This is a genomic window from Micromonospora sp. SH-82 (assembly GCF_051132485.1).
Lineage (GTDB): Bacteria > Actinomycetota > Actinomycetes > Mycobacteriales > Micromonosporaceae > Micromonospora.
Map to the genome: position 1 here is coordinate 1,939,804 of NZ_CP148049.1, position 22,524 is coordinate 1,962,327.

23 protein-coding genes and 1 tRNA gene are annotated in these 22,524 nt (G+C 72.6%); 17 read left to right on the plus strand and 7 right to left on the minus strand.

All coding sequences use genetic code 11. The features are described from left to right. The first annotated feature begins 98 nt into the window (after positions 1–98). The 11 genes from WHN02_RS09025 (at position 99) to WHN02_RS09075 (ending at position 8,738) form a co-directional block, all read left to right on the plus strand. The gene (locus WHN02_RS09025; protein WP_434742916.1) at positions 99–323 is read left to right on the plus strand and encodes a winged helix-turn-helix domain-containing protein; all 225 of its coding nucleotides are present in this window, start codon (positions 99–101) and stop codon (positions 321–323) included. Between the two features lie 267 nt (positions 324–590). Further along, on the plus strand, positions 591–923 hold the full coding sequence (locus WHN02_RS09030) for a PadR family transcriptional regulator (protein WP_036374274.1): 333 nt from the start codon (positions 591–593) through the stop codon (positions 921–923). 183 nt (positions 924–1,106) lie between these two features. Next, complete coding sequence (locus WHN02_RS09035; RefSeq protein WP_434742917.1) at positions 1,107–1,982, plus strand: hypothetical protein; 876 nt, start codon at positions 1,107–1,109, stop codon at positions 1,980–1,982. A 198-nt stretch (positions 1,983–2,180) separates the two neighbouring features. Then, on the plus strand, positions 2,181–2,864 hold the full coding sequence (locus WHN02_RS09040) for a dienelactone hydrolase family protein (RefSeq protein ID WP_434742918.1): 684 nt from the start codon (positions 2,181–2,183) through the stop codon (positions 2,862–2,864). Continuing rightward, the gene (locus WHN02_RS09045; RefSeq protein ID WP_434742919.1) at positions 2,857–3,597 is read left to right on the plus strand and encodes a uracil-DNA glycosylase; all 741 of its coding nucleotides are present in this window, start codon (positions 2,857–2,859) and stop codon (positions 3,595–3,597) included. Before WHN02_RS09040 ends, WHN02_RS09045 begins: the two co-directional genes overlap by 8 nt. Before the next feature lie 84 nt (positions 3,598–3,681). Then, positions 3,682–4,416, plus strand: coding sequence for a DUF4129 domain-containing protein (locus tag WHN02_RS09050; protein WP_434742920.1), 735 nt, complete (start codon positions 3,682–3,684; stop codon positions 4,414–4,416). 67 nt (positions 4,417–4,483) lie between these two features. Next, the gene (locus tag WHN02_RS09055; RefSeq protein ID WP_434742921.1) at positions 4,484–5,071 is read left to right on the plus strand and encodes a hypothetical protein; all 588 of its coding nucleotides are present in this window, start codon (positions 4,484–4,486) and stop codon (positions 5,069–5,071) included. Beyond that, on the plus strand, positions 5,068–6,072 hold the full coding sequence (locus tag WHN02_RS09060; RefSeq protein WP_434742922.1) for an AAA family ATPase: 1,005 nt from the start codon (positions 5,068–5,070) through the stop codon (positions 6,070–6,072). The genes WHN02_RS09055 and WHN02_RS09060 overlap by 4 nt, the downstream gene beginning before the upstream one ends. Beyond that, positions 6,072–7,430, plus strand: a complete 1,359-nt coding sequence (locus tag WHN02_RS09065) for a DUF58 domain-containing protein (RefSeq protein ID WP_434742923.1) — start codon at positions 6,072–6,074, stop codon at positions 7,428–7,430. Before WHN02_RS09060 ends, WHN02_RS09065 begins: the two co-directional genes overlap by 1 nt. Positions 7,431–7,482: 52 nt before the next feature. Beyond that, the gene (locus WHN02_RS09070) at positions 7,483–8,043 is read left to right on the plus strand and encodes a hypothetical protein (RefSeq protein WP_434742924.1); all 561 of its coding nucleotides are present in this window, start codon (positions 7,483–7,485) and stop codon (positions 8,041–8,043) included. Positions 8,044–8,174: 131 nt separating this feature from the next. Further along, complete coding sequence (locus WHN02_RS09075; protein WP_434742925.1) at positions 8,175–8,738, plus strand: hypothetical protein; 564 nt, start codon at positions 8,175–8,177, stop codon at positions 8,736–8,738. A 148-nt stretch (positions 8,739–8,886) separates the two neighbouring features. Here the strand turns inward: WHN02_RS09075 and WHN02_RS09080 are convergent, their stop codons facing one another. Then, entirely contained in the window at positions 8,887–9,933 is a 1,047-nt protein-coding gene (locus WHN02_RS09080; RefSeq protein ID WP_434742926.1) for a hypothetical protein, read from the minus strand. A 351-nt stretch (positions 9,934–10,284) separates the two neighbouring features. On the opposite strand from WHN02_RS09080, the gene WHN02_RS09085 reads away from it, so the two are divergent. After that, entirely contained in the window at positions 10,285–11,619 is a 1,335-nt protein-coding gene (locus tag WHN02_RS09085; protein ID WP_350896314.1) for an NAD(P)/FAD-dependent oxidoreductase, read from the plus strand. Positions 11,620–11,811: 192 nt separating this feature from the next. Here the strand turns inward: WHN02_RS09085 and WHN02_RS09090 are convergent, their stop codons facing one another. Continuing rightward, positions 11,812–13,713 carry a hypothetical protein gene (locus tag WHN02_RS09090; protein WP_434742927.1) on the minus strand — a complete coding sequence of 634 codons (1,902 nt, stop codon included), beginning with the start codon at positions 13,711–13,713 and terminating at the stop codon, positions 11,812–11,814. A gap of 208 nt (positions 13,714–13,921) precedes the next feature. On the opposite strand from WHN02_RS09090, the gene WHN02_RS09095 reads away from it, so the two are divergent. The 3 genes from WHN02_RS09095 to WHN02_RS09105 all read left to right on the plus strand — a co-directional run bounded on the left by WHN02_RS09095 (position 13,922) and on the right by WHN02_RS09105 (position 15,426). Next, a tRNA-Leu gene (locus WHN02_RS09095) sits at positions 13,922–14,002 on the plus strand. 109 nt (positions 14,003–14,111) lie between these two features. Continuing rightward, positions 14,112–14,933: a Bax inhibitor-1/YccA family protein gene (locus WHN02_RS09100; protein ID WP_350896284.1), complete on the plus strand. Its 822-nt coding sequence runs from the start codon at positions 14,112–14,114 to the stop codon at positions 14,931–14,933. Positions 14,934–15,105: 172 nt separating this feature from the next. Further along, entirely contained in the window at positions 15,106–15,426 is a 321-nt protein-coding gene (locus WHN02_RS09105) for a hypothetical protein (protein ID WP_434742928.1), read from the plus strand. A gap of 12 nt (positions 15,427–15,438) precedes the next feature. Here WHN02_RS09105 and WHN02_RS09110 read toward each other — a convergent pair whose 3' ends face one another. From WHN02_RS09110 to WHN02_RS09120, 3 genes are all read right to left on the minus strand, one after another. Beyond that, a complete protein-coding gene (locus WHN02_RS09110; RefSeq protein WP_434742929.1) occupies positions 15,439–16,701 on the minus strand; it encodes an acetyl-CoA C-acetyltransferase in 1,263 nt (420 codons plus the stop codon). Between the two features lie 90 nt (positions 16,702–16,791). Continuing rightward, entirely contained in the window at positions 16,792–17,595 is an 804-nt protein-coding gene (locus tag WHN02_RS09115; protein WP_434742930.1) for an SGNH/GDSL hydrolase family protein, read from the minus strand. After that, a complete protein-coding gene (locus WHN02_RS09120) occupies positions 17,592–18,731 on the minus strand; it encodes an SGNH/GDSL hydrolase family protein (protein WP_434742931.1) in 1,140 nt (379 codons plus the stop codon). Before WHN02_RS09120 ends, WHN02_RS09115 begins: the two co-directional genes overlap by 4 nt. Before the next feature lie 179 nt (positions 18,732–18,910). On the opposite strand from WHN02_RS09120, the gene WHN02_RS09125 reads away from it, so the two are divergent. Together WHN02_RS09125 and WHN02_RS09130 are read left to right on the plus strand one after the other, a co-directional pair. Beyond that, on the plus strand, positions 18,911–19,267 hold the full coding sequence (locus WHN02_RS09125; protein ID WP_350896289.1) for a YkvA family protein: 357 nt from the start codon (positions 18,911–18,913) through the stop codon (positions 19,265–19,267). A gap of 75 nt (positions 19,268–19,342) precedes the next feature. Continuing rightward, positions 19,343–20,713, plus strand: a complete 1,371-nt coding sequence (locus WHN02_RS09130; RefSeq protein ID WP_350896290.1) for a cystathionine beta-synthase — start codon at positions 19,343–19,345, stop codon at positions 20,711–20,713. 209 nt (positions 20,714–20,922) lie between these two features. On the opposite strand, the gene WHN02_RS09135 is transcribed toward WHN02_RS09130, so the two are convergent. Then, positions 20,923–21,432: a GNAT family N-acetyltransferase gene (locus tag WHN02_RS09135; protein ID WP_434742932.1), complete on the minus strand. Its 510-nt coding sequence runs from the start codon at positions 21,430–21,432 to the stop codon at positions 20,923–20,925. A gap of 10 nt (positions 21,433–21,442) precedes the next feature. Beyond that, a complete protein-coding gene (locus tag WHN02_RS09140; protein ID WP_434742933.1) occupies positions 21,443–22,357 on the minus strand; it encodes a ribonuclease Z in 915 nt (304 codons plus the stop codon). Positions 22,358–22,524: the final 167 nt, after the last annotated feature.

The following is a 22,524-nucleotide window of genomic DNA, read 5'->3' on the forward strand; positions in this document are numbered from 1 at the left end:
TACAATCGGTACCGGTTGTAGGTCAATACCGAACCCACGATTGCTTGAGGTTGGAGGAGTTCTCGTGGTCGAATGGGTGTGCCATCCGGGGAGTGTGCATGCCCAAGCAGCAATATCAGGTTCTCGCGGACGCACTGCGGGAGAAGATCGAATCAGGTGAGTGGCCGCCCGGCACGAAGTTGCCGAGTCGCGCCCAGCTCTGCAAGGAGTACGGAGTCTCGGACACCGTGGTCGGCAAGGCCATGATGATCCTTCGTGCCACCGGTCGCACCGAAACCCTCGAAGGGGTGGGCGTGTTCGTGGCGGAGTCCTCGGCCGACTGAGGTGAGCTGACCCGCCGCGCCCAACAAGAGATCTTGGAGCGTAAGTGCCCCTCCGCCGGGGCCGAAATCTTCCAAGATCCTCGTTTTCGGTTGGTTCTCATGATCGTTGGCTGTAAAGGTGCGCGACACGCCGGGCAGTGCGTCGGTTAACTGCAAACGATCGCTGGGCTGGGCTGGGCTGGGCTGGGCTGGGCTGGGCTGGGCTGGGCTGGGCGTGGTGGGGAGGTTCGTTGACGGTATTGTGGATTGCACAGTAGTGTGTGATGCGTGGATACCACGCAGCTGCTCAAGGGCGTGCTGGATCTCGCGGTCCTGGCCGTGCTCCGGGAGGAGGACGGCTACGGTTACGACATCCTGCGCCGACTCCGGGAGGCCGGCCTGGACGAGGTCGGCGACGCCTCGGTCTACGGGACCCTGCGGCGGCTCTTCGCCGCCGGTCTGCTGACCACGTACGTGGTGCCGAGCGAGTCCGGGCCGCACCGGAAGTACTACTCGCTCAACGCCGCCGGCCGTGACCAGTTGACCCGCTCCGGCAAGCTCTGGCGCTCGTTCGCCACCACCATGGACACGCTGCTCGACGATCGGGGGATGGCGGCATGACCGTCACGGAGCAGGAGATCACGGCGTACGTCGACCGGGTCCGGGGTGCCCTGGCCGACCTGCCGGCGCAGACCCGCGACGAGTTGACCGAGGACCTTCCGGAGCATCTGCGCGAGGTGGCCGCCGAGACCGAGGGGGACCCTCGTCGACAGGCTCGGCGAGCCCGAGGCGTACGCGGCCGAGTTGCGGGTCGCCGCCGGGGCGACCGGTCCGGCCGGCGGCCGGAACCTGGACCAGCGGGCCGCCGCCGCGTGGGCCGGGGCCCGTACCCGGCTGCGCGGGGCCGACCGCCGTCTCGGCCCACTCCTCGGGTACGCCTCGGCGAGCGAGTACCTGCGGCTGCTCCGTCCGGCCTGGTGGATCCTGCGTGGATACCTGGCCGCCATGCTGGTCACAGTGGCCACCACCGGTGGCTCGTTCGGGTTGCTGCCGAGGCTGGGTGGGAGCACCCTGGCCGCTCTGCTGCTGCTCGCGGTCTGTGTGGTCGCCTCGGTCTGGCTGGGTCGGCGTACCCCCGGGTTGGGACGGTGGCCCCGACGGGCGGTGGGGGCCGGCACCGCCGTGCTCGTGGTCTTCGCGCTGGCCGCCTTCGCCGACCTGGACGGCTCGCGGCGGGACTGGGGCGGCGGCGACTACGGGACGATCTCGGTGGAGACGCCCTACATCGGCGACGTCTTCGTCTACGACAGCGAAGGACGGCTGGTGCCCGACGCCCGCCTGTTCGACCAGGACGGCAACCCGATCCGGTTGGGTGACCCGTACTGCGAGTACGGGACGGACCCGGCGCGCGCGGCAGACGAGCAGCGGGTGCCGACGTATCCGCACTGTCCGCAGCGGGAGCCGTTCCGGGCCGCACCGGGAACGTCGGAGAGCAGCGGATCGCCCACCTCGGGACCGGACCCGTCCGGCACCGAGTCGTCCGAACCGGCCACCCCGACGTCCACCCGGACGGCCGAACCGACGGCGACGGATCCGACCGAGTCGGTGCCCACGCCGCGTGGCACGGTCCCGCCGCTGTCCACCCCGCCGGTCGTCCCGACGCCCGAACCAACATCCTGACCAGCGCCGACCGGGGGCGACGCGCGGGTGCCGACGTGGGGGGAGTCGGCGCCCGCGCAAGTCGTTCCCAGCAGCGAACAGGAGGTGAATGCCACTGTTCCAGCGTCTTCCGGCGGCGGGTACGGCGTGCGAGGCTACGCCCAATCATCGCCACTGTGCGACCAGCCAATGATGACTGACCGCGAGGAGGACGAGCTGATGGGCGTAACGACGAGCCACCGCGACCACGAGGTTCTGGGCCAGGGGTACCTGGCCGTCCCAGCCACCGGCACGACCAGCCCCGCCGTCATCGTCATCCCCGAGCGGTGGGGGATCGTCGGTCACATCACCTCGGTGGCGGACCGGTTCGCCGAGGCGGGTTTCGTCGCCTTCGCGCCGGACCTGCGGCCGGGCAGCCTCACCGAGGGGCCGGACGGGACGTACCTGATGACCGGCCCGGAGTTGGACGAGGCCGCGCAGCGGATCGCCGCCGTCGCCGACCACCTCGCCTCCCGCCCCGAGGTGACGGCGAAGGTGGGCTGCGTCGGATTCTGCGCCGGTGGCACCCTGGCGCTGTGGTCGGCCACCCGGTCCGACCGGATCGTGGCGGCCGTGGGCTTCTACCCGACCCTGCCCGCCGACGGGACGAACACCGACTGGATCGAGTACGCGGGCAAGAGCGCCCTCGTGCACCGCGCCGGTACCGACACCGGGTCCACCTCGGACGGGGTGGACGGCCTCCGCCGGGCCGTCGAGGCGGCCGGGGGCACCTGCCAGACCTACGACTACCCGGGCACCGGGCACGCGTTCTTCAACGACGACCGTCCCGACGTGTTCGACCAGCCGGCCGCCGCCAGCTCCTGGGCACGCACCCTCGAACTGTTCCGGGCCCGGCTTGGCTGAACCGCGTACCCCGGTCGAGGTCGCCCGCAGTGCCGTGCGGGCGACCGACCTGGCCGACCTCGACGCGGAGATCTCCGACTGTTTCGCCTGTCCCCGGCTGGTCTCCTGGCGGGAGGAGGTGGCCCGGACCAGGCGGGCGGCCTTCAGGGACCAGGAGTACTGGGGTCGACCGGTTCCCGGATTCGGCGCCCCGGACGCCCGGATCGGCATCCTCGGGCTGGCACCCGCCGCACACGGCGGGAACCGGACCGGTCGGATCTTCACCGGGGACCGCTCCGGTGACGTGCTCTTCGCCGCCCTGCACCGGGCCGGTCTGGCCAACCAGCCGACGAGTGTCGCCGCCGACGACGGGCTCACCCTGACCGACACCCGGATCTTCGCCGCCGTCAGGTGCGCGCCCCCGGACAACAAGCCCACCCCGGCCGAACGCGACACCTGCGCCCCCTGGCTGCACCGGGAGGTCGAACTGATCCGCCCCACCCTGCGGGTCGTCGTCGCGCTCGGCGCGTTCGCCTGGGCGGCGTGGTGGCCGATCCTGCGGGACACGTACGGGCACCGCCCGCCCAGCCCGCGACCGAGGTTCGGCCATGGGGCACACTGGTCCGGCGCAACCGCACCGGAAGTGCTCGGCTGCTACCACGTCAGTCAGCAGAACACGTTCACCGGTCGGTTGACGCCTGGGATGCTGGACGACGTGTTCGCCCGGGCGAAGCAGATGGCCGGGGTGGACTGAGACGGCGGGGGCGGAAAGTCGATGACGGACGGAGTGTCTGCGCCCGTCGGGTCCTGTGTGCCGGTGGTCCGGAGGTAACGGCCGGTGGAGCTCAACGTGCTGCGCAGGTGGTGGCCGGTCGCGCTGGTGGTCGCCCTGCTCGCCGTGGCGGCGCTGGCCGCCGGCAACTCGACGATCGGTGCCTCCCGGGTGCCGCCCGCCACCGACACCATCCCCCTGGTTCCGGAGTACCCGGAGCACGTCACCGAGTCGCAGATCCCGGTGGAGCCCCGAGACGCCGCCGAGTCCACCCGACCGGAGATCCCCCGGTGGCTCACCACCGCCGCGCTGGGCGTCCTCGCCGTGGTGGTGCTGGTCGCGATCGGGATCGTCGCCTGGGTGCTGGTCCGGGGGGCGGTCCGCCGTACCCGCCGGGCCCTGCCGCAGCCCCGGGCCGGACGCAGCAGCGAGGGGACCACCCGTGAGGTGGTCGCCGCCCTCGACGCCGGGCTCGTCGACCTGGACGACGCGGCCACCGACCCGCGTACCGCAGTGATCGCCTGTTGGGTACGCCTGGAGGAGGCCGCCGGGGCGGCCGGGGTGCCCCGCCGGACCGGCGACACCCCCACCGACCTGGTCACCCGCCTCCTGCGGGGCGACTCGTCCACCGGGGTACCGGTGATCGTCAGCGCCGACGTGCTGGCCGGGTTCGCCCACGTCTACCGGGAGGCCCGGTACGCCACCCGCCCCGTCGACACCGACACCCGGGACCAGGCCCGCAACGCCCTCCGCCGACTCCGCACCGAGCTGACCACCGACCGCAGCGAGGTGGCGGCATGAGCGAGTCGTGTGAGCGAATCGTGGTCGTCGGTCCTCGTGGCGACGCCGAGCGCAGCGAGGTGGCGGCATGAGCGAGCGGGTCGGGGGGATCGACGACCTGTTCAGCTCCGCCGAGGAGCGCCCGGCGCGTCCGGAGCGTCGTCGGGGTGGGCGGGTCCGTACGGTACTGAAGTTCCTCGTCGCCACCGGGGCGATCACCGCCGTCGTGGTGGCGGTCCTGCGCGCCGTCGGTCTGATCGTCAGCTTCGAGGTGGTGGTCCTCGGCGTGCTCGCCGTCCAGTTCGTCCACCGGATCACCGGTGGGATGAATCCTCCGCCCCGGCGCTCCAGCAACCGGCTGAACTCCGGTGAGGAGCCGGGCACCTGGAACTGGGGGGCGAGCGACGCGCTGCGGACCGCTGTGAACAGGTGGGCGCAGCCCCTGGAGGGGTCGGCGCGTCGGCCGGAGCGGTTCGCAGAGGTGATCCTGCCCCGGCTGGGCGAGCTGGCCGACGAGCGACTTCGTCAGCGGCACGGCCTGACCCGCGACTCCGACCCCGGGCGGGCGCAGGTCCTGCTCGGCGACCGACTCTGGACCTTCCTCAACAATCCGCCCCGACGCACCCCGTCGCCGCGCGACCTCGCGGTGATCGTCGCCGACCTGGAGAAGATATGAACGACGCAGACCGGATCATGCCCCCCGCCGAGGTCGGCCACCTCGCCCGCGAGGTGCTGGATGCGGTGGGCTCGGTCGTGGTCGGCAAGCGGGACGCCCTCGAACTGGTCCTCGCCGGTGTCCTGGCCGGTGGGCACGTCCTGCTGGAGGATCTTCCCGGGTTGGGCAAGACGCTCACCGCCAGGTGCTTCGCCCAGGCGCTGGGGCTGGACTTCCGACGTCTCCAGTTCACTCCGGACCTGCTGCCCGCCGACGTCACCGGCTCCTTCCTGTACGACCAGAGCAACGGGGACTTCTCCTTCCGGGCCGGGCCGATCTTCACCAACATGCTCCTCGCGGACGAGATCAACCGGACCCCGCCCAAGACCCAGTCCGCCCTGCTGGAGGCGATGCAGGAGAAGCAGGTCTCGGTGGAGGGGGTCACCTACCGCCTGGAGGAGCCGTTCCACGTCCTCGCCACCGCCAACCCCATCGAGCACGAGGGCACGTACCCGCTGCCCGAGGCGCAGTTGGACCGGTTCCTGATCAGGGTCTCCTTCGGCTACCCCGACCACGACGAGGAGTGGGACGTCCTGCGGCGGCGGATGGCCCGTCGCCGGGAGGAGGCGGTGATCAAACCGGTGGTCGACGCCCGGACCCTGCTGGCGATGCAGGCGGCCCTGGAGCACGTGGCGGTCGAGGACTCCGTCGGCCGGTACGTCGTGTCGTTGGCCGCCGCCACCCGGGAGCACCCGTCGGTGCTGGTCGGTGCCTCCCCCCGGGGTTCGCTGGCGTTGCTCCTGCTCGCCCGCGCCCGCGCGGCGATGGCTGGGCGGGACTACGTCGTCCCGGAGGACGTCAAGGAGGTGGCGGTTCCGGCCCTGGCCCACCGGATCACCCTCCGCCCGGAGATGTGGCTCCGTCGGGTCGATCCGTCCTTCGTGGTCGGTGAGGTCCTCGACGGCACCCCGGCCCCGGCCAGCGGTGCCCTGCCCAACCACGCCGGTCGGCCCGGACGCTGATGGGCGGGGAGTCGGCGACCGGCTGGGCGCCCACCTGGGCGCTGGGACGGGCGATCCTGCTCACCGGGCTGCTGCTGATCGCCGGGGTCCTGCTCGGCCGGGTGGACCTGGTGGTGTTGGCCACCCCGTTCGCCCTCGGCACCGCGTACGGGTTGCGTCGACGGCCGTCGGCCACACCGCAGGTCTGGCTCACCACCGACGACGGGCACCTGGTCGAGGGGGGTGAGGTCCGCAGCGTCATCAGCGTCGGCAACCCGGAGTCGACCGGGTACGACCTGGCGGTGGTCCGGACCCGGGTGAGCCCGTGGCTGCGCGGCACCCGGCTCGCCTTCGGGGGCGTACGGCTGGACCTGGGTGCCGGGCGTGGCGTGGACCGGCCGCTCGTGACCTCCGTACCGTCGCAGGAGGTGGTGGACGTGACGGTGGAGGGGACGGCCCGACGGTGGGGACGGCACCCGGTCGGACCGGCGGGTGCCCGCGCCGCCGCCGGTGGTGGCCTGCTGATGTCCCGGATCGCGGTGGTCGAGCCGGAACTCGTCCGGGTCTATCCCCGGACCGATCCGTTCGACGCGGTGGAGGCGATGCCCCGCGCCGCCGGCCTGGTCGGCGCGCACCACTCGCGGCGGCCGGGTGAGGGTGGCGAGTTGGCCGGGGTACGGGTCTTCGCCCCGGGTGACCGGCTGCGTCGGATCGACTGGCGGGTCTCCCTGCGGGCTCGGAAGCTGCACGTCGCGGCTACCCTGTCGGACCGGGACGCCGAGGTGGTGGTCCTGCTCGACCTCCTCGCCGAGGCAGGTCGCTCCGGTGGGATCGAGGGGGCGGCGTCGGTGCTCGACACCACCGTCCGGGCCGCCGCCGCCATCTCCGAGCACTACCTGCACCGGGGCGACCGGGTGTCGCTGCTGGAGTACGGCCCCTCCGCCCGTCGCCTGCGTCCGGCCTCCGGTCGTCGCCAGTACCTGACGGTGCTGGAGTGGCTGCTCGACGTGCACGCCGAGCCGTCCCCGCACGAGCCGTACGACCAGGTGTTCGGCCCGCACCTGCTCTCCTCGGACGCCCTCGTGGTGGTCCTCACCCCGCTGTTGGACGAGCGGTCGGCCCAGATGCTGGCCCGGCTGGCCGGGTCGGGTCGGTTCGTGGTGGCGGTGGACACCCTGCCCACCGGCCTCACCCCGCCCGCCACCCAGGGGTGGGACGAGGTGGCGTACCGGCTGTGGTCGCTGGACCGGGACACCATGATCCGGCAGCTCCGCGAGCACGGGGTCCCGGTGGTCCAGTGGGCCGGGGCGGGCAGCCTGGACGAGGTGCTGCGCGACGTGGCCCGGCTGGCCACCGCCCCCCGGGTGGGTGCCCGGTGACGGCCTGTCGGAACGGGTTCCCGGCCGTCGGCCGTGGAGACGGGTGGGGACGATGACCGCGATCACCGCACGGGTACGGGCCTGGCGACACGCGATCACCCGGATCACCCTGATCCCCCTGCTCGTCCGGCTCGGCATCTTCGCGGCCACCCTGGTGGGGTTCCTCCTGGCGTACCCACCGGAGGTGCTCGCCGGGCGGGGGATGGTGGCGCTCGTCGTCGCCGCCCTGCTGCCGGCGTTCGGCCCCGGTCGGCTCTGGCCGACCTGTGCGGCGTTGCTCACCGTCGCCGGGTGGCTGCTCGCCACCGCCGGGTTCGGTCGCCCGATCGTGTTGTGGCAGCTCCTGGCGCTCGCGGCGACGTTGTACCTGGCGCACACCCTCTGCGCCCTGGCGGCTCTGTTGCCGTACGACGCGGTGGTCGACCCGGACGTGATCGTCGGCTGGCTGCTGCGGGCGGGGGTGGTGGTGCTCGCCTCCGCAGTCCTCGGTGTCCTGCTCGCCGAGGCCGGTGCGCTCCGGTCGGGTGCGGGTTTCCGGACCGCCACCATCGTCGGGCTGCTGGTGGCGGTGGGGTTGAGTGCCCTGCTCGGGTGGTTGTTGCGCCGTCGGTGACCCCCGGTCACCCGATCGGGTGGGTCGGTGGCGGTGGGAACCCCTGCGGCGTCGGACCGGTCCAACAGGTGACCTGTCCAGTCGTGAGGGGAAGTGTCGCCATGCGCCACCCGGTGAGAGGTGCCTGTCGAATGGTCCTGGTCGGGCTCGTGCTCGTGCTCGCCTCGGCCGCCTGTGCCGACGGTGGCTCCACCGGTGGCGCGGCCGAGCCGGCGGGCGGCGGAGCGGAGTCCGAGACGCGGGAGCCGGCACCGGTGGACCCCACCGGTGTCACGGGTCCCGCCGTCGTGGAGTGCGGGCAGGCCCTGCGTCCCACCACCGCCGGGGGACTGACCGTGACCGGGCGGTTCCCCGCCGCCGTGTCGGCGGGTCGGCAGGTGGTCGAGGGGGAGGTCGAGGTCGAGAGCCGGGACGCCGTACGGGTGGTCGCCCCGGGTGCCGCCGACGTGTTCCTCGTCCGGCAGGGCCGGGTGGTGGCCCTGCCGGGGCCGCAGGATGCGGTGGGTGTCCGGTGGGATCTGCGGCCCGGCGAGGCCCGGACCCTTCCCGGCGTGGTTCCGTTGGTGCTCTGCGAGTCGGGTGGCGGCCCCGCCCCGGCGGGCAGCTACGAGCTGTACGCCCGGGTGGTGGTCACGACCGACGAGGGGGCGGTCGTGGAGTCCTACGGCGGCCCCTGGCCGTTGACGGTCCGCTGACGGCGAGGGCCGGACCACGACGGCGAAAGCGGACCGCGACGGCAGCGGACCACGACGGCGGGAGCGGACCCGGGACGGCAGCGGCTGGGAACCGACGTCGCGGTTCCCAGCCTCGGACGAGCAGCGGGCTCGGTCCGGGTGCTGCCGATCAGCCGAGGACGATGCTGACGCCCAACTCGGTGGAGAGGACGGTCCACGGCTGGGCGTAGCTCGTGCCGCCGCCCCCGGCGATCACGTTGCCCCGGATCCAGGCACCGGAGGCGTCCTTGACGTAGAAGGCACCGCCGGAGTCCCCACCCTGGCTCAGGGTTCCGCCGGTGAAGGCGATGACCGGCGACTTGCAGCCGGTCTGGGTGCAGACCTGGGCGGTGACGCTGGTCGCGGTGTGTCCGCAGTTCTCACCGGTGGTCCGGCCGCTGTGGCAGTAGTCGGTGAACCCGACGACAGCGCCCCCGGCCGAGACGACCGGGATGCTGGTGGTGCTGGTGACGCCGCCGGTGAAGACCCGACCGGCGTACGACGAACCGCCGATCAGCTCGAAGTCCATGGCGTGACCGGTGACGGTGGGCAGACGCCGGTTGGAGACGGTGCCGTACGTGTTGAGGCCGGACTCGGTCAGGACGGTGGCCCCGTTGGCGTAGCAGTGTCCGGCCGTGGTCATGAACCGGGTTCCGGCGGAGTTCTGCACGGCGTACCCGGAGGAGCAGAGGGCGCTCCCGGAGAGCAGTCCGCCGCCGCCGTAGTAGGAGGGCACGTCGTCGCGACGGTGCCAGCTGTCGGTGGTGGTGGCCCGGCTGACCTGGATCTGGCCGGCCGCCTGCCGCTGCGCGGCCTTCCCGGTGGAGAGGTCGGTCACCTTCGACACGACGTCGGCCGGGGCGTCGGTGCGCAGGACGATCTTTCCGGTGGTGGCGTCGACGTAGCTGGCGAACGAATACCGGGTGCCGTGGGAGGCGACGTAGTCGGCGATCCGGGACTGGACGGCCGTCAGGGCTGCCTCGGCGGCGGGCGCGGAGACGACGTCGGTGCGGGCGGTCCGGTCGGGGGCGCGGCTCTCGTCGAGGGCGACGGCGGCGGTGCCGGTGGGGGCCTTGTCCTTGCCCGGTCCCGCCTGGGCGGGGCCGGTGGTGAGCAGCGTCAGGACAGCGGTGACGGCGACTGCCGCGCCGAAGATCGTCCTGTTCGTCCTGGGCATCTGGATCCTTCCGGTCGGGGTTGCGGTTGTGGCCTGGCTGAGACCATCAGAAATCCGCCGGCCTCGATGCGGTAGGCCCGAGTAAGGGTTTTGACAGGCGGCGGTGCCCTCAGGCTGCGAAAAGGCGCAGCGGGGGACGAGTGGGCCGACCCCGACACCTCGGCCGTAACCCGCCCGGATCCCCCCGGTCCACCGACGGCGGGCGTCCGTCGCACTCCGGTGTCGTGAGCGGGGCGAAACCGGTGGCGCCGGTCACCCTGTGTGGGGTCGTGCAGGTCACAGGGTTGTGCTCCGTCACAGAAGGGGGCCGTGAGCGGTGTTGGCGGAGCCGGGCGGGGAAAGATGGATGACGTGAATCCGAAGCGGATCCTTGTCGTCGGTGCCGGCCATGTCGGGCTCTACGCTGCCCTGCGTCTGTCGAAGAAGCTCAGCAGCCGCGAGGCCGAGGTCATCGTGGTGGACCCCCAGCCGCACATGACGTATCAGCCCTTCCTGCCCGAGGCGGCGGCCGGCAACATCTCCCCTCGCCACTCCGTGGTGCCGCTGCGGCGCGAGCTGCGCAAGTGCACCATCGTGGCCGGGGCGGTGACCCGGATCGAGCACGACCGCAAGGTCGCGACCGTGCAGTCGATCGTCGGCCCGCCCCGGGAGATCTCCTACGACCACGTGGTGGTGGCACCGGGGTCGGTGTCCCGGACCCTGCCGATTCCCGGCCTGCACGAGCACGGCATCGGGTTCAAGACCATCGGCGAGGCCATCTACCTGCGTAACCACGTACTGGACCGACTGGACGTGGCGGCGGCGACCCTCGACGAGGAGGTTCGCCGCTCCGCCCTGACCTTCACCTTCGTCGGCGGGGGGTACGCCGGGATCGAGGCGCTCGCCGAGATGGAGGACATGGCCCGGGACGCCCTCAAGTACTTCCCGGAGCTCAAGCCCGAGGACATGCGGTGGGTCCTGGTCGAGGCCACCCAGCGGGTGCTGCCCGAGGTCGACCGGGACATGGGCGCCTACACGGTGCAGCAGTTGCTGAAGCGGAACATGGACATCCGGCTGGACACCCGGCTGGAGTCCTGTGTCGACGGGCAGGTGGTCCTCTCCGACGGGGACAGCTTCCGTTCCGACACGATCGTCTGGACCGCCGGGGTCAAGCCCTCGCCGATGCTGGACGCCACCGACTTCCCGCGTGACGAGCGTCGTCGGGTCACCTGCCTGCCGACCCTGCAGATCGTGGACGGCGACACGGCGGTCGAGGGTGCCTGGAGCGCCGGGGACTGCGCGGCGGTGCCGGACCTGACCAAGGAGCCGGGCAACTTCTGCTCGCCGAGCGCCCAGCACGCGGTCCGCCAGGCGTCCCGGATGGCCGACAACATCGTCAACGTGATCCGGGGTCGGGAACCGGTCAACTACGAGCACAAGCACGCCGGCAGCGTGGCCAGCCTCGGCCTGCACAAGGGCGTCGCCCAGGTGTACGGGATCAAGATGACCGGCTGGCCGGCGTGGTTCATGCACCGGACGTACCACATGAGCCGGATCCCCTCGTTCAACCGGAAGGTCCGGGTGGTGGTCGACTGGAGCCTGGCCTTCTTCCTCCGCCGCGAGGTGGTCGCCCTCGGCCAGCTCCACGACCCGCGCGAGGAGTTCGAGGTCGCCAGCCAACCCCCGGCCCGCGCCGGCCAGGCCTGAGTTCCAGCGGAAGGACCCCCGTCACCGGATCGCGGTGGCGCGGGGTCCTTCTCGTCGCCGGGTCTTGTTGGTCGCCGGGTCCTCTGGACGCGGGGTCTTGTTTGTCGCGGGGTCCTCTTCGGTGCGGGGTCCCTTTCGCGGCGGGGTCCTCTTCGTCGTCGAGGGCGGGTGACCGCAGGCCCCGCGAGGCGATCAGGGCCGCCAGGTCCAGGCGTCGGCGATCCGGGTACCCGGGCCGTAGAGCTGCTCCAACGTGATCCGCAGGCTCGGCGCGTGCGGTGCGTCGTCGGTCACGACCACGCACTCGGCCTCCCAGAACCGCGCGTCCTGGGCCGCCTGGCGTCGCTCCTGCTCGCTGCCCAGCGACGGCACGCCGTCCTCGGCCACCGCGTCGAGGAGCCGGGAGGTGGGGCGTTTCCAGACCCCCATCGCCGCCGTCGCGTCCTTGCCGAACGGGCCGATGAAGAACCCCTCCGGCAGGCGGAACTCGGCGTCGGCGGCGGTCGCCCAGCGCATCGGCCACGGCTGCCTCGGCGTGGGCAGCGGCACCGGGACCAGCACCCCGCCGGGGGAGACACACTCCCGCCAGTGCCCGCCGGTGACGAACTCCGGCAGCGGCGGCCGGTCAGCGGTGGGCAGCGGGGTCGGCGTCACCGGCAGCACCGCAGCGAACACCGCCGCCGGTACGAGTCGTCGTACCCACCCGTCGGCGCGGAGGGCCCTGTCGACGGCGAGGGTCGCCACCGTCGCCAGCAGCGGCAGGACGGCGAGGGCGAAACGCATCGGGAGGGCGCCGTCCACCACCGGCAGACCGGCCAACAGCCGGTACGGCCCGGGGATCCCGGTCCGTTCCCCGTCGACGACGACTGTGGGGCCGAGCGAGAGCGCCGCCATCACCACCGCCGCCACCAGGCAGGCGAGCACCAACCGGCGCTGCCCGACCCGTTCGGGCGTACGGGACCCCACCAGCAGCCAGACCGTCGCTGCCGTACCGGCCGCCAGCAGTGGCCACCCGAGGAAGGTGTTGTACTCGGCCGGACCGGTGGTCAGCCGGTCCGCCTCGGGACCACCGGCCACCGACAGCGGGGAGTGCGTCCACCAACCGGCCAGGTCGGCCGAGAAGTGGTACGGGCTGAAGATCCCGTCGGCGACGCCGAGGGGACCGGCGAACTGCACCCAGAGCGGGTAGCCCACCACCAGCAGGGATAGCCCGGCGGCGACCAGGAGCCCACCGGCGAAACCCGGCAGCGCCCGCCGCAGCAGGGCGCGGTCGGAGGCCGCGTAGGTGACAGTCATCACGACCAGGACCAGGGCGGTGAGGAACAACACCTCCTCGCCGACGAAGATCTGGGTGCTGACCACGGCGGCCAGTCCGAGCGCGGAGGTGACCAGCCGTCGCCGGTCCGGGCCACCCGGTCGCCGGGCTGGTCCGTCCGGCCCCGGGTCGGCGGCCCGGAGGAGCCGGACCACCAGCCAGACCAGCACCGGAATCAGCCACTGGACGGTCATGTGCAGGTGGGAGTTGGTCTGCGACACCATCCCCGGCCCGAACCCGGCCACCGCCGCGCCGATGCCGGCGGCGAGCCGTCGAGCCCGCAGGACCCGGACGAACAGCAGGTACCAGGCGATCGCGGTGCCCGCCAGCCCGCCCGCCGCGAGCAGCGCGAAGGTGACCGGGGCGCCGAAGAGCAGGGTGACCGGGGCGAAGACGACACCGAGTGCGACGACCGAGGTGTTGGCCATCAGATTGACCCCGTACGGGGCGTTGAGCTTGTCGGTGACCAACCCGAAGTCGCCCAGCAGCGCCCGGGCGTCCACGGCCAGGAACCATTCGTAGAGCGCCTGGTCAGCCGGGTTGAGCGCGAGCACCCGCCGACCCGGGTCCGGCCACAGCCCGTGGGTGAGCCAACCGGCGAACAGGACGAAGGCGAGGACGACCAGCAGGTCGGCGCGGTGGCGTACGAGCGCGACGGCCAGGGCGTTGCGACACCCGGCCAGGGCGGCGAGGAGCCTGACGCGACGGGGACCCGGGGTGGCCTGCGGTGCCGTCGGGGCGGGGCCGTCCTCGGTGGCCGTGGGGGCTTCGCTGGTCACGGATCGACCCTAGTGTCGCGGAGCCGAGCGGGTACGCCCGGTTCATGCGGACCCGCTACGGTGACACTGCACCACCGCGTGCCGGCATGACCGTAATCTGGTGTGTCGGCGTTGCGCTCTTCGGCGGGGCGAGCGGCTCTGACCCCGGTGGGGTGGGCGGCTTCGACCCCGGCAGGGTGAGCGGCTCCGTCGGGTGGTGCGCTGCCCTGCCCGGGTGGTGGAACGGCAGACACGGCCGCCTTAAAAGCGGCTGCCGCAAGGCGTGCGGGTTCGACCCCCGCCCCGGGCACCGACACTCTCAGCTTCCCTTCAGCTTACCGATCCCCACCCGGCACCCTCGGCCGTTTACTCTTGGGGTGCACGTTCACGTGCGACGACCCCCTGAGGGAGGCCTGAAAGTGAAGACTTCGAACCCGGTGCTCGCCCGCCTCGGTAAGGCGGCCGAGCAGGAGCGGGCCGCCGGGTACGCTCCGACCGGGCCGTACGGACAGCCCGGTTATCCACAGCAGCAGTACCCGGGTGCCCCCGTCGGCTATCCGGCCGCACCGCCGACCGTCACACCGATGTCGCTGGACGACGTGGTGGTCAAGACGGTCATGCTGCTGGCCATCGTGGGTGCCTCGGCCGCAGCGGCCTGGGTGCTCATGCCCGATGCCCTGCTCGGCATCGCGTGGATCGGTGCCGCCGTCGTCGGCCTCGTCCTCGGCATGATCATTTCGTTCTCCCGGATGGCGAACCCGGCCCTGGTGGTCGCGTACGCAGTCGTCCAGGGCGTCTTCGTCGGCATGATCAGCAAGACGTTCGAGGCGCTCTACAGCGGCATCGTCCTGCAGGCCGTGACCGCCACCTTCGGTGTGTTCTTCCTGATGACGATGCTCTACAAGGCGCGCGTCATCCGAGCCACCCCGAAGTTCGTCAAGGGCATGATCGCGGTGATGGCGGGCCTGTTCGCCGTCATGCTGATCAACCTGGTGCTGGCCCTGTTCGGCGTCAACACCGGTCTGCGCGACGGCAGCCCGCTGGCCATCGGGTTCAGCCTGGTCTGCATCGTCGTCGCCGCCCTGAGCTTCGTGCTCAGCTTCAACGAGGTGGAAGAGGGCGTCCGGATGGGGCTGCCCCAGCGCTACTCCTGGACCGCCGCCTTCGGCATCCTGGTCAGCCTGATCTGGCTCTACATCGAGATCCTGCGTCTGCTCAGCTACTTCCAGGGCGACGACTGACACGTCGCCGTCGACCGACGCCCGCCCCGCGACCTCGCGGCGGCGGGCGTCGGTCGTTTCGGACCGGGCGCCGCGAAGCCGGGTCGAGGGCGGGTGTCGGTCGGCCCCGGCGCCGCGGTCCGGCGTCGGTCGTTTCCGTCCCCGGACGGGGTCGCCCGTAGACTCGACGTCGATGAGTGCAGCGGACCTGACCCGGGCGAGGGATCTCCTGATCAACCAGGTGGGGCACTGGCAGCAACCCCGCTGGGCGGCCCCCGCCGCCAGCGGCGACGTCTCCCGGGTCGACCTGGTACACCGGCTGGTGCAGGAGATCGCGAACCTGGCCGCCGACGCGGAGGGCGGGCCACGGCGGGCCGTACCCCGGGCGGAGAACGACCTCAGCCTCCCCGACCAGCTCCGGGTGGTGGTCGCCGACCTGGTCGCCGCCGAACCACCCGCCGAGGTCCTGACCCACGCCACCGAGACGCTGAACGTCACCCGCCGGGCCCTCTGACCCGTCGACCGGTCAGTTCAGGCGTTCCAGGACCATCGCCATGCCCTGCCCGCCGCCGACGCACATCGTCTCCAGGCCGATGGTCCGGTCGTGCCAGTCGAGGGCGTTGAGCAGGGTCCCGGTGATCCGGGCACCGGTCATCCCGAACGGGTGACCGACGGCGATCGCGCCGCCCATCACGTTCACCTTCTCCTCCGGGATGCCGAGCTGCCGGTACGAGGGGATCACCTGCGCGGCGAACGCCTCGTTGATCTCCACCAGGTCGACGTCGTCGACAGTCATACCGGCCCGGGCGAGCGCCTGCCGGGACGCCTCGACCGGACCCAGCCCCATGATCTCGGGGGAGAGGGCGGTGACCCCGGTGGAGACGATCCGGGCCAGCGGGGTCAGCCCGAGGTCCCGGGCCCGCCGGGCGCTCATCACCACCACCGCTGCCGCTCCGTCGTTGAGCGGGCAGCAGTTCCCGGCGGTGATCCGGCCGTCCGGGCGGAAGACCGGCTTGAGCCCGGCCACCCCCTCCAGGGTCACCCCGGCCCGGGGGCCGTCGTCGACGCCGACCAGCGTGCCGTCCGGGGTGGTCACCGGGGTGATCTCCCGGGCCCAGAAGCCGTCGGCGATCGCCTTCTCGGCGAGATTCTGACTGCGGACGCCGAAGGCGTCCATGTCGGCGCGGGTCACGTCGTACAGCTGGGCGAGGTTCTCGGCGGTCTGCCCCATGGTCAGGTAGATGTCGGGAAGGTCGCCCGCCTCGCGGGGGTCGGTCCAGACCTCCGCGCCGCCCCTCGACCGCCGGGCGGACCGGTCACCGGCCGCCGCGAAGCGGGGGTTCTCCCAGCCGCCCCCGACCAACGCCTGCGCCTCGGGCGGCAGCCCGTCGGAGTTGCCCCGGGCGTACCGGGAGACGCACTCGACCCCGGCGGAGACGAAGACGTCACCCTCGCCGGCCCGGATGGCGTGCATGGCCATCCGGGTGGTCTGCAACGACGACGCGCAGTACCGGGTCAGGGTCGCGGCGGGCAGGGTGTCCAGCCCGAGGAGGGTGGCCACCACCCGGCCCAGGTTGAAGCCCTGCTCACCGCCGGGAAGGCCGCACCCCAGGTAGAGGTCGTCGATCTCGGTCGGATCGAGCTGGGGCACCTTGTCCAGGGCGGCCTGGACGACGGTGGCGGCGAGGTCGTCGGGGCGGACGTCGCGCAGGGATCCCTTGTGCGCCCGCCCGATGGGGGAGCGGGCGGTGGCGACGATGACGGCTTCGCGGGACGACTCGGTCGGCATGAGCCAACGTTAACTCGCCGGTAATATCCGGCGGAAGTCACTGCCGTCGCGGGAACCGTCACCCCCCCCGGCTCGCCCCGGCGGGGCCGGTCACTGGCGGGTGGCGACAGCTGCTGCGGCGACCACGGCGGGTAGCAGTGCGTGGGCCCAGAGCCGGTATCCGTCGGCCGAGGGGTGGAAGCCGTCGTGGCAGAACGTCCCCGGATCCGCCCGGAAGACCGGGCCGGTCTCGGCGGCCAGGTCCACCACCGTGCCCCCGGCGTCGAGCACGGCGACCGTCTGGGCGTCCGCGATCCGCCGACCGGACCAGCCGACCACCTGGCGCAGCGGCGGGGCGATCGCCCGAGCCGCACCCAGGTCCGGGCAGGTCCCGACGACCACCTCGACCCGGGCCTCCCGCAACCGGTGCACGGCCAGGCCCAGATGCGCGGCGACGTCGGCGGGCCGACCGAAGCCCGTCGCGTCGTTCGCCCCGATCAGGACGAGGGCCACGTCCGGCCGCTCGCCGAGCAGCGCCCGGGCCACCTGGGTGGAGAGGTCGACCGAGCGCGAACCGGAGACCCCGACGCTGGACAGGTGGACCCGCCGACCGGTCGGCCCCTCGGCGAGCAGGTGGGCCAGCTGACCGCCGACTGTCTCCTCCAGCCGGGCGACCCCGACGCCCAACGCCGACGAGTCCCCGAGCAGCACCAGACGCAGCACCGGAGCGCCGGAACGACCGACTGTGGCGCGCAGGGCGAGCCCCAGCTCCGGCTGGGCGTACCGGCGGTGGCGGGCGACGAGCGCCTCGCCGGCGAGGACCGCCGCGCCTCCCACCGTTCCGGCGACCACTGACAGCGCCGCCGCTCGACCGAGCCGGGCGGCGAGCCGACCAGGGATGACGTGACTGTTCATGTCAGTCCTTCCACTGTGGGTGTTTCGGCGGTGGCCGTCCCCGGGCCCGGCTGTCGGCCGACCCCGGTGGCGGTCGAGGCCGGATCGGCCCCGCCGGTCGTGACCCCCTCGTCCCCGTGGCTGCCGGCCCGAGGATCGGGGCCCGCACCGAAGAGGGTACGGCGACGCAACTGCGCCCATCGTCCCGCGGGCCCCCGCTCCCGCCCGCTGACCTCGGTGCCGCTGACCTCGGTGCCGGCGTTGCGGGCCGCCTCCCGGGCCGCCTGCGGCAGCGACCTGACCCCCTCACCGAGGGTGAGCGGACGCCGTTCCGGCCCACCGCCGAGCGCTGCCAACACGGTCGGGAGCAACGCGGCGGCCGCCATCGCATACCCCTCGGCGGAGGGGTGGAACCGGTCCCAGGCGAACATCCGGGTGGGTTCGGCGGTGAACCGGGGACCCAGCAGGTCGGCCAGCGAGACCGTCCACCCGCCCGACTCCACCACCGCCACCGTCTGGGCGGCGGCCAACTGGCGACTCCACCGGCGGGCCAGCCAGCGCAGCGGGGGCTGGATCGGCCGGATCGCCCCCAGGTCCGGGCAGGTGCCGACCACCACCGCGCAGTCCGACTCCCGCAGGGTGCGGACCGCGTCGACCAGGTGGCGTACGGCCACCGCGAACGGGCTCCGGTTGGTGACGTCGTTACCGCCGATCAGGATGACCGCGACGTCCGGCGAGTGTTCAAGGGCCGATTCGACCTGCGGCTTCAGCCCGGCGGAGAGCGACCCGACCACAGCGAACCGGTGCAACCGCACCGGGCGGCGCAGACGGCGGGACAACCCGGTGGCCAGGAGGGCGCCAGGGGTCTCCCGGCGACGGTGCACGCCGTACCCGGCGGCGATCGAGTCCCCGAGGACCACCACCGTCAGTGGCGGGCCGGGGAACCTCGCCCCGTAGACACCGTCGCAGCGGGGTGGCGGGGCCTCGGCGGCGGGAATCGACCGGCGTGCTGCGCGGGCCTGCCCGAAGAGCACACCGGTGGTGGCGGCGAACGTCGCCGCAGTGGCGCCCGTGCCGATCGCGGCCACCCGGACGATCCGCCGGGCCAGCTGTCGGCGTGGGCCCGTCGGTGCGACAGAACCAGCAGCGACCCCCATACCGCGACATTATCTCGTTCGTACGACACCCTGCCGCACTCGTCGTGGCCGGTGGGTGCCGGGATGGCGACGATCGGGGTACGGGTTTCCGACAGTGCCCGACGTCGGCGGGTGCGACCGGGTGGCGGACGCGTGCTTCGATGGCCCACGATGGTCGGGGGTAGAGAAGAGGTGTCGAGATGGGCAGGACTCTGAAGCGGACCGCGGCGTTCACCGCACTGGGCCGGGCGTTGGCGGCGGGGACCCGGGGCGGGCCGCCGCTGGGGACCCGGATCGCGGCGGTGCCCCGGATGATCAGGGCCAGCGTCAAGGGCGACTACGACGGTGGCCTCCGGCTGGCCATGATGACCGCCGCCGTGGCGTACGTGGCCTCGCCCGTCGACCTCGTGCCCGAGTTGATGCTCACCGTGTTCGGGCTGGTCGACGACGCTGTGGTGATCACCTGGTTGGCCGGGACCGTGCTCGCCGAGACCGAGCGCTTCCTGGAGTGGGAGGCCGCCGGCGGCTCCGTCATCCCGGGTCATGCCGTCGGCTGATCCCCCGTACCCTGGGCTGCGGAGCAGCCGACTGCCCGGCGCTGTCGCCGGTGCCGACGCAAGGGACACAACGAGGTGCAGTACTACGACAACGTCGTCGAGATGATCGGCAACACACCGCTGGTGCGCTTGCGCAACGTCACGGCCGGGATCCGGGCCACCGTCCTGGCCAAGGTCGAGTACCTCAACCCGGGTGGCTCGGTGAAGGACCGGATCGCGCTGCGGATGGTCGAGGACGCCGAGGAGGCCGGGATCCTCCGGCCCGGGGGCACGATCGTCGAGCCCACCAGCGGCAACACCGGTGTCGGGCTGGCCCTGGTGGCCCAGCTCAAGGGCTACCGGTGCGTGTTCGTCTGCCCGGACAAGGTCAGCCAGGACAAGCAGGACGTGCTGCGGGCGTACGGGGCCGAGGTGGTGGTCTGCCCGACCGCCGTCGCCCCGGAGGACCCCCGCTCGTACTACAACGTCTCCGACCGGCTGGCCCGGGAGATCCCCGGCGCCTGGAAGCCCGACCAGTACAGCAACCCGGCCAACCCGCGCTCGCACTACGAGACGACCGGCCCGGAGCTGTGGGAGCAGACCGGTGGACGGATCACCCACTTCGTGGCCGGGGTGGGCACCGGGGGGACCATCTCCGGCATCGGCCGCTACCTGAAGGAGTCCTCGCAGGGGCGGGTGTCAGTGGTCGGCGCCGACCCGGAGGGCTCGGTCTACTCCGGCGGCACCGGTCGCCCCTACCTCGTCGAGGGGGTCGGGGAGGACTTCTGGCCGACGACGTACGACCGGAGCGTCGCGGACCGGATCGTCGAGGTGTCTGACAAGGCGTCGTTCGAGATGACCCGGCGGCTGGCCCGCGAGGAGGGGCTGCTCGTCGGTGGTTCCTGCGGGATGGCGGTGGTCGCCGCGCTGGAGGTGGCCCGCGAGGCGGACCCCGACGACGTGATCGTGGTGCTCCTGCCGGACAGCGGCAAGGGCTACCTCTCCAAGATCTTCAACGACGCCTGGATGGCCCGGTACGGCTTCCTCACCACCGAGGAGGCCGAGCCCACGGTGGCCGACGCCCTGCTCGACAAGCCCGACGGGATCCCCGAGCTGGTCCACGTCCACCCGACCGAGACGGTCCGGGACGCCATCGACTACATGCGCGAGTACGGCGTCTCCCAGCTCCCCGTGCTCAAGGCGGAGCCCCCGGTGGTCACCGGTGAGGTGGCCGGCTCGATCGCCGAGCGGGACCTTCTCGACGCCCTCTTCACCGGGCAGGCCCACCTGCACGACACGATCGAGCGGCACATGGCCGACCCGTTGCCGATGATCGGTGGCGGGCAGCCGGTGAGCGAGGCGGTCGGTCTGCTGGAGAAGTCCGACGCGGCCCTGGTCCTGGTCGACGGCAAGCCCAAGGGCGTACTGACCCGACAGGATCTGCTGGCCCATCTCGGGGCCCGCTGACCCGCCACCCCGCAACCGGACCCCGGACCGAGGCCGCCTCCCACCCGGAGGCGGCCTCGCCTGCGTCCCGGCACCCCGTCGTCACCCTCCCGGCGCGCCGCCGTCACCGTCACCGTGCCGCCGTCACCGTGCCACCGTGCCACCGTGCCGCCGATCCCGTCTCGGCCTCCCGGCGCGCCGCCGTCACCCTTCGGTGAGCAGGGGTTCCCTCACAGCGGGCGGGTGTAGCGGAGGTGGGTGGTGGGGGTGCCGCCGAAGACCTCGGGCCGGCTCTCGCCGGTGGGCTGCCAGCCGCCGTGCTCGTAGAACCGGCGGGCGCCGGTGTTGCCTTCCAGGACCCACAGACCCGCCCGGTGCCAGCCCTGCGCCCGGATGGCGTCCAACGCGTCGATCATCAGGGCTCGGCCGGTGCCCCGGCCCCGTTCGGCGGGGTCGAGGTGGATGGCGTGGAGCAGGCCGGTGTCCGGGTCGCCCTCGTCGTCCGGACCGACGTAGCTGAACCCGACGAGTCGGCCGTCCCGCTCGGCGACTGTCATCCGGTGGTCGTCCCGTTCCCATCCCCAGCGTTCGACCCAGTACCACCCCATCGCCTCGCCGGAAGGGGCGGCCAGCGCCTCGGGCGGCAGGAAGGCGGAGTACGCGGCCACCCGCGACCTGTGGTGCAGTGCCCCGACCGAGGTGAGGTCGTCGACGGTGGCGTCGCGCAGAGTGATGGTCACCCGGCCGAGGCTACCGCCGGGGCGGGACCGGCACCGTGGCGAGATCCTCGGCGACGACGAGGTCCCCGGTGAAGTGCTCGCGGGCCTCGTCGACGAAGCGGGTCGGGTCGGCGTACCGCTGGGAGAAGTGGGTGAGCACGAGGCGGCGTACCCCGGACTCGGTGGCGACCCGGGCGGCCTGGGCGGCGGTGAGGTGCCCGACCTCGGCGGCGAGGGCGGCCTCGGAGTTCAGGAACGTCGCCTCGATGACCAGCAGGTCGGCCGCCTCGGCCAGGGCGTAGACCCCGTCGCAGAGTCCGGTGTCCATGACGAGGGCGAACCGCTGCCCGGGTCGGGGCTCGCTGACCTCGTCCCGGGTGACCCGTCGTCCGTCGACGTCGAGGTGGCCGAGGCGGGACAGTTCACCGACCGCCGGTCCGGTGATCCCGTACGCGGTCAGCCGCGCCGGCAGCATCCGTACGCCGTCGGGTTCGACGAGCCGGTAGCCGTACGTCTCGATCGGGTGGTGCAGCCGACGGGCCTCCAGGGTGCCGCAGCGCAGGGGGATCCGCTGCCCGTCGGCGTGGATCGGCTCGACTGCCAGTTCGGCGGTCTCGTGGAAGGCGCTGGCGTGCCGCAACCGGGCGAAGTACTCGGCACCGGAGGCGGGGAAGTGCACCGCCACGGGGTGCGGGACCCGGTCCAGGCTGAGCCGTTGGATGGTTCCGGGCAGCCCCAGGCAGTGGTCGCCGTGGAAGTGGGTGACGCAGATCCGGGTCAGGTCGGTGGCGGTGACGGTGGTGTGCAGGAGTTGACGTTGGCTGCCCTCGCCCGGGTCGAAGAGGATCACCTCGTCGTCCCAGCGCAGGACGTACCCGTTGTGGTTGCGGCGTCGGGTCGGCGTCTGGCTGGCCGTTCCGAGCACCACCAGCTCACGCATGGACACGGCGGGCCTCCGCAGACATGAAGCGACCCCCGGGGCTTCCACGCTCTCGCGCGGGCCGACTGGACTTGGGCCGGCACCCCGGGGGTCGGGTGGCTGTCGTGGTTTCGCCGCACCGCTGCCACACGGTCTCGACGATGGTGCTGATGCCCGCCTCGCGGCGGACGGGA

What these genes read in the sequence shown, in the direction of transcription:
- WHN02_RS09025 (WP_434742916.1), top strand. Translation starts at nt 99, where the DNA reads ATGCCCAAGCAGCAATATCAGGTTCTCGCGGACGCACTGCGGGAGAAG.
- WHN02_RS09040 (WP_434742918.1), top strand. Translation starts at nt 2,181, where the DNA reads ATGGGCGTAACGACGAGCCACCGCGACCACGAGGTTCTGGGCCAGGGG.
- WHN02_RS09055 (WP_434742921.1), top strand. Translation starts at nt 4,484, where the DNA reads ATGAGCGAGCGGGTCGGGGGGATCGACGACCTGTTCAGCTCCGCCGAG.
- WHN02_RS09060 (WP_434742922.1), top strand. Translation starts at nt 5,068, where the DNA reads ATGAACGACGCAGACCGGATCATGCCCCCCGCCGAGGTCGGCCACCTC.
- WHN02_RS09065 (WP_434742923.1), top strand. Translation starts at nt 6,072, where the DNA reads ATGGGCGGGGAGTCGGCGACCGGCTGGGCGCCCACCTGGGCGCTGGGA.
- WHN02_RS09070 (WP_434742924.1), top strand. Translation starts at nt 7,483, where the DNA reads ATGACCGCGATCACCGCACGGGTACGGGCCTGGCGACACGCGATCACC.
- WHN02_RS09075 (WP_434742925.1), top strand. Translation starts at nt 8,175, where the DNA reads ATGGTCCTGGTCGGGCTCGTGCTCGTGCTCGCCTCGGCCGCCTGTGCC.
- WHN02_RS09080 (WP_434742926.1), bottom strand. Translation starts at nt 9,933, where the DNA reads ATGCCCAGGACGAACAGGACGATCTTCGGCGCGGCAGTCGCCGTCACC.
- WHN02_RS09105 (WP_434742928.1), top strand. Translation starts at nt 15,106, where the DNA reads ATGAGTGCAGCGGACCTGACCCGGGCGAGGGATCTCCTGATCAACCAG.
- WHN02_RS09110 (WP_434742929.1), bottom strand. Translation starts at nt 16,701, where the DNA reads ATGCCGACCGAGTCGTCCCGCGAAGCCGTCATCGTCGCCACCGCCCGC.
- WHN02_RS09115 (WP_434742930.1), bottom strand. Translation starts at nt 17,595, where the DNA reads ATGAACAGTCACGTCATCCCTGGTCGGCTCGCCGCCCGGCTCGGTCGA.
- WHN02_RS09120 (WP_434742931.1), bottom strand. Translation starts at nt 18,731, where the DNA reads ATGGGGGTCGCTGCTGGTTCTGTCGCACCGACGGGCCCACGCCGACAG.
- WHN02_RS09125 (WP_350896289.1), top strand. Translation starts at nt 18,911, where the DNA reads ATGGGCAGGACTCTGAAGCGGACCGCGGCGTTCACCGCACTGGGCCGG.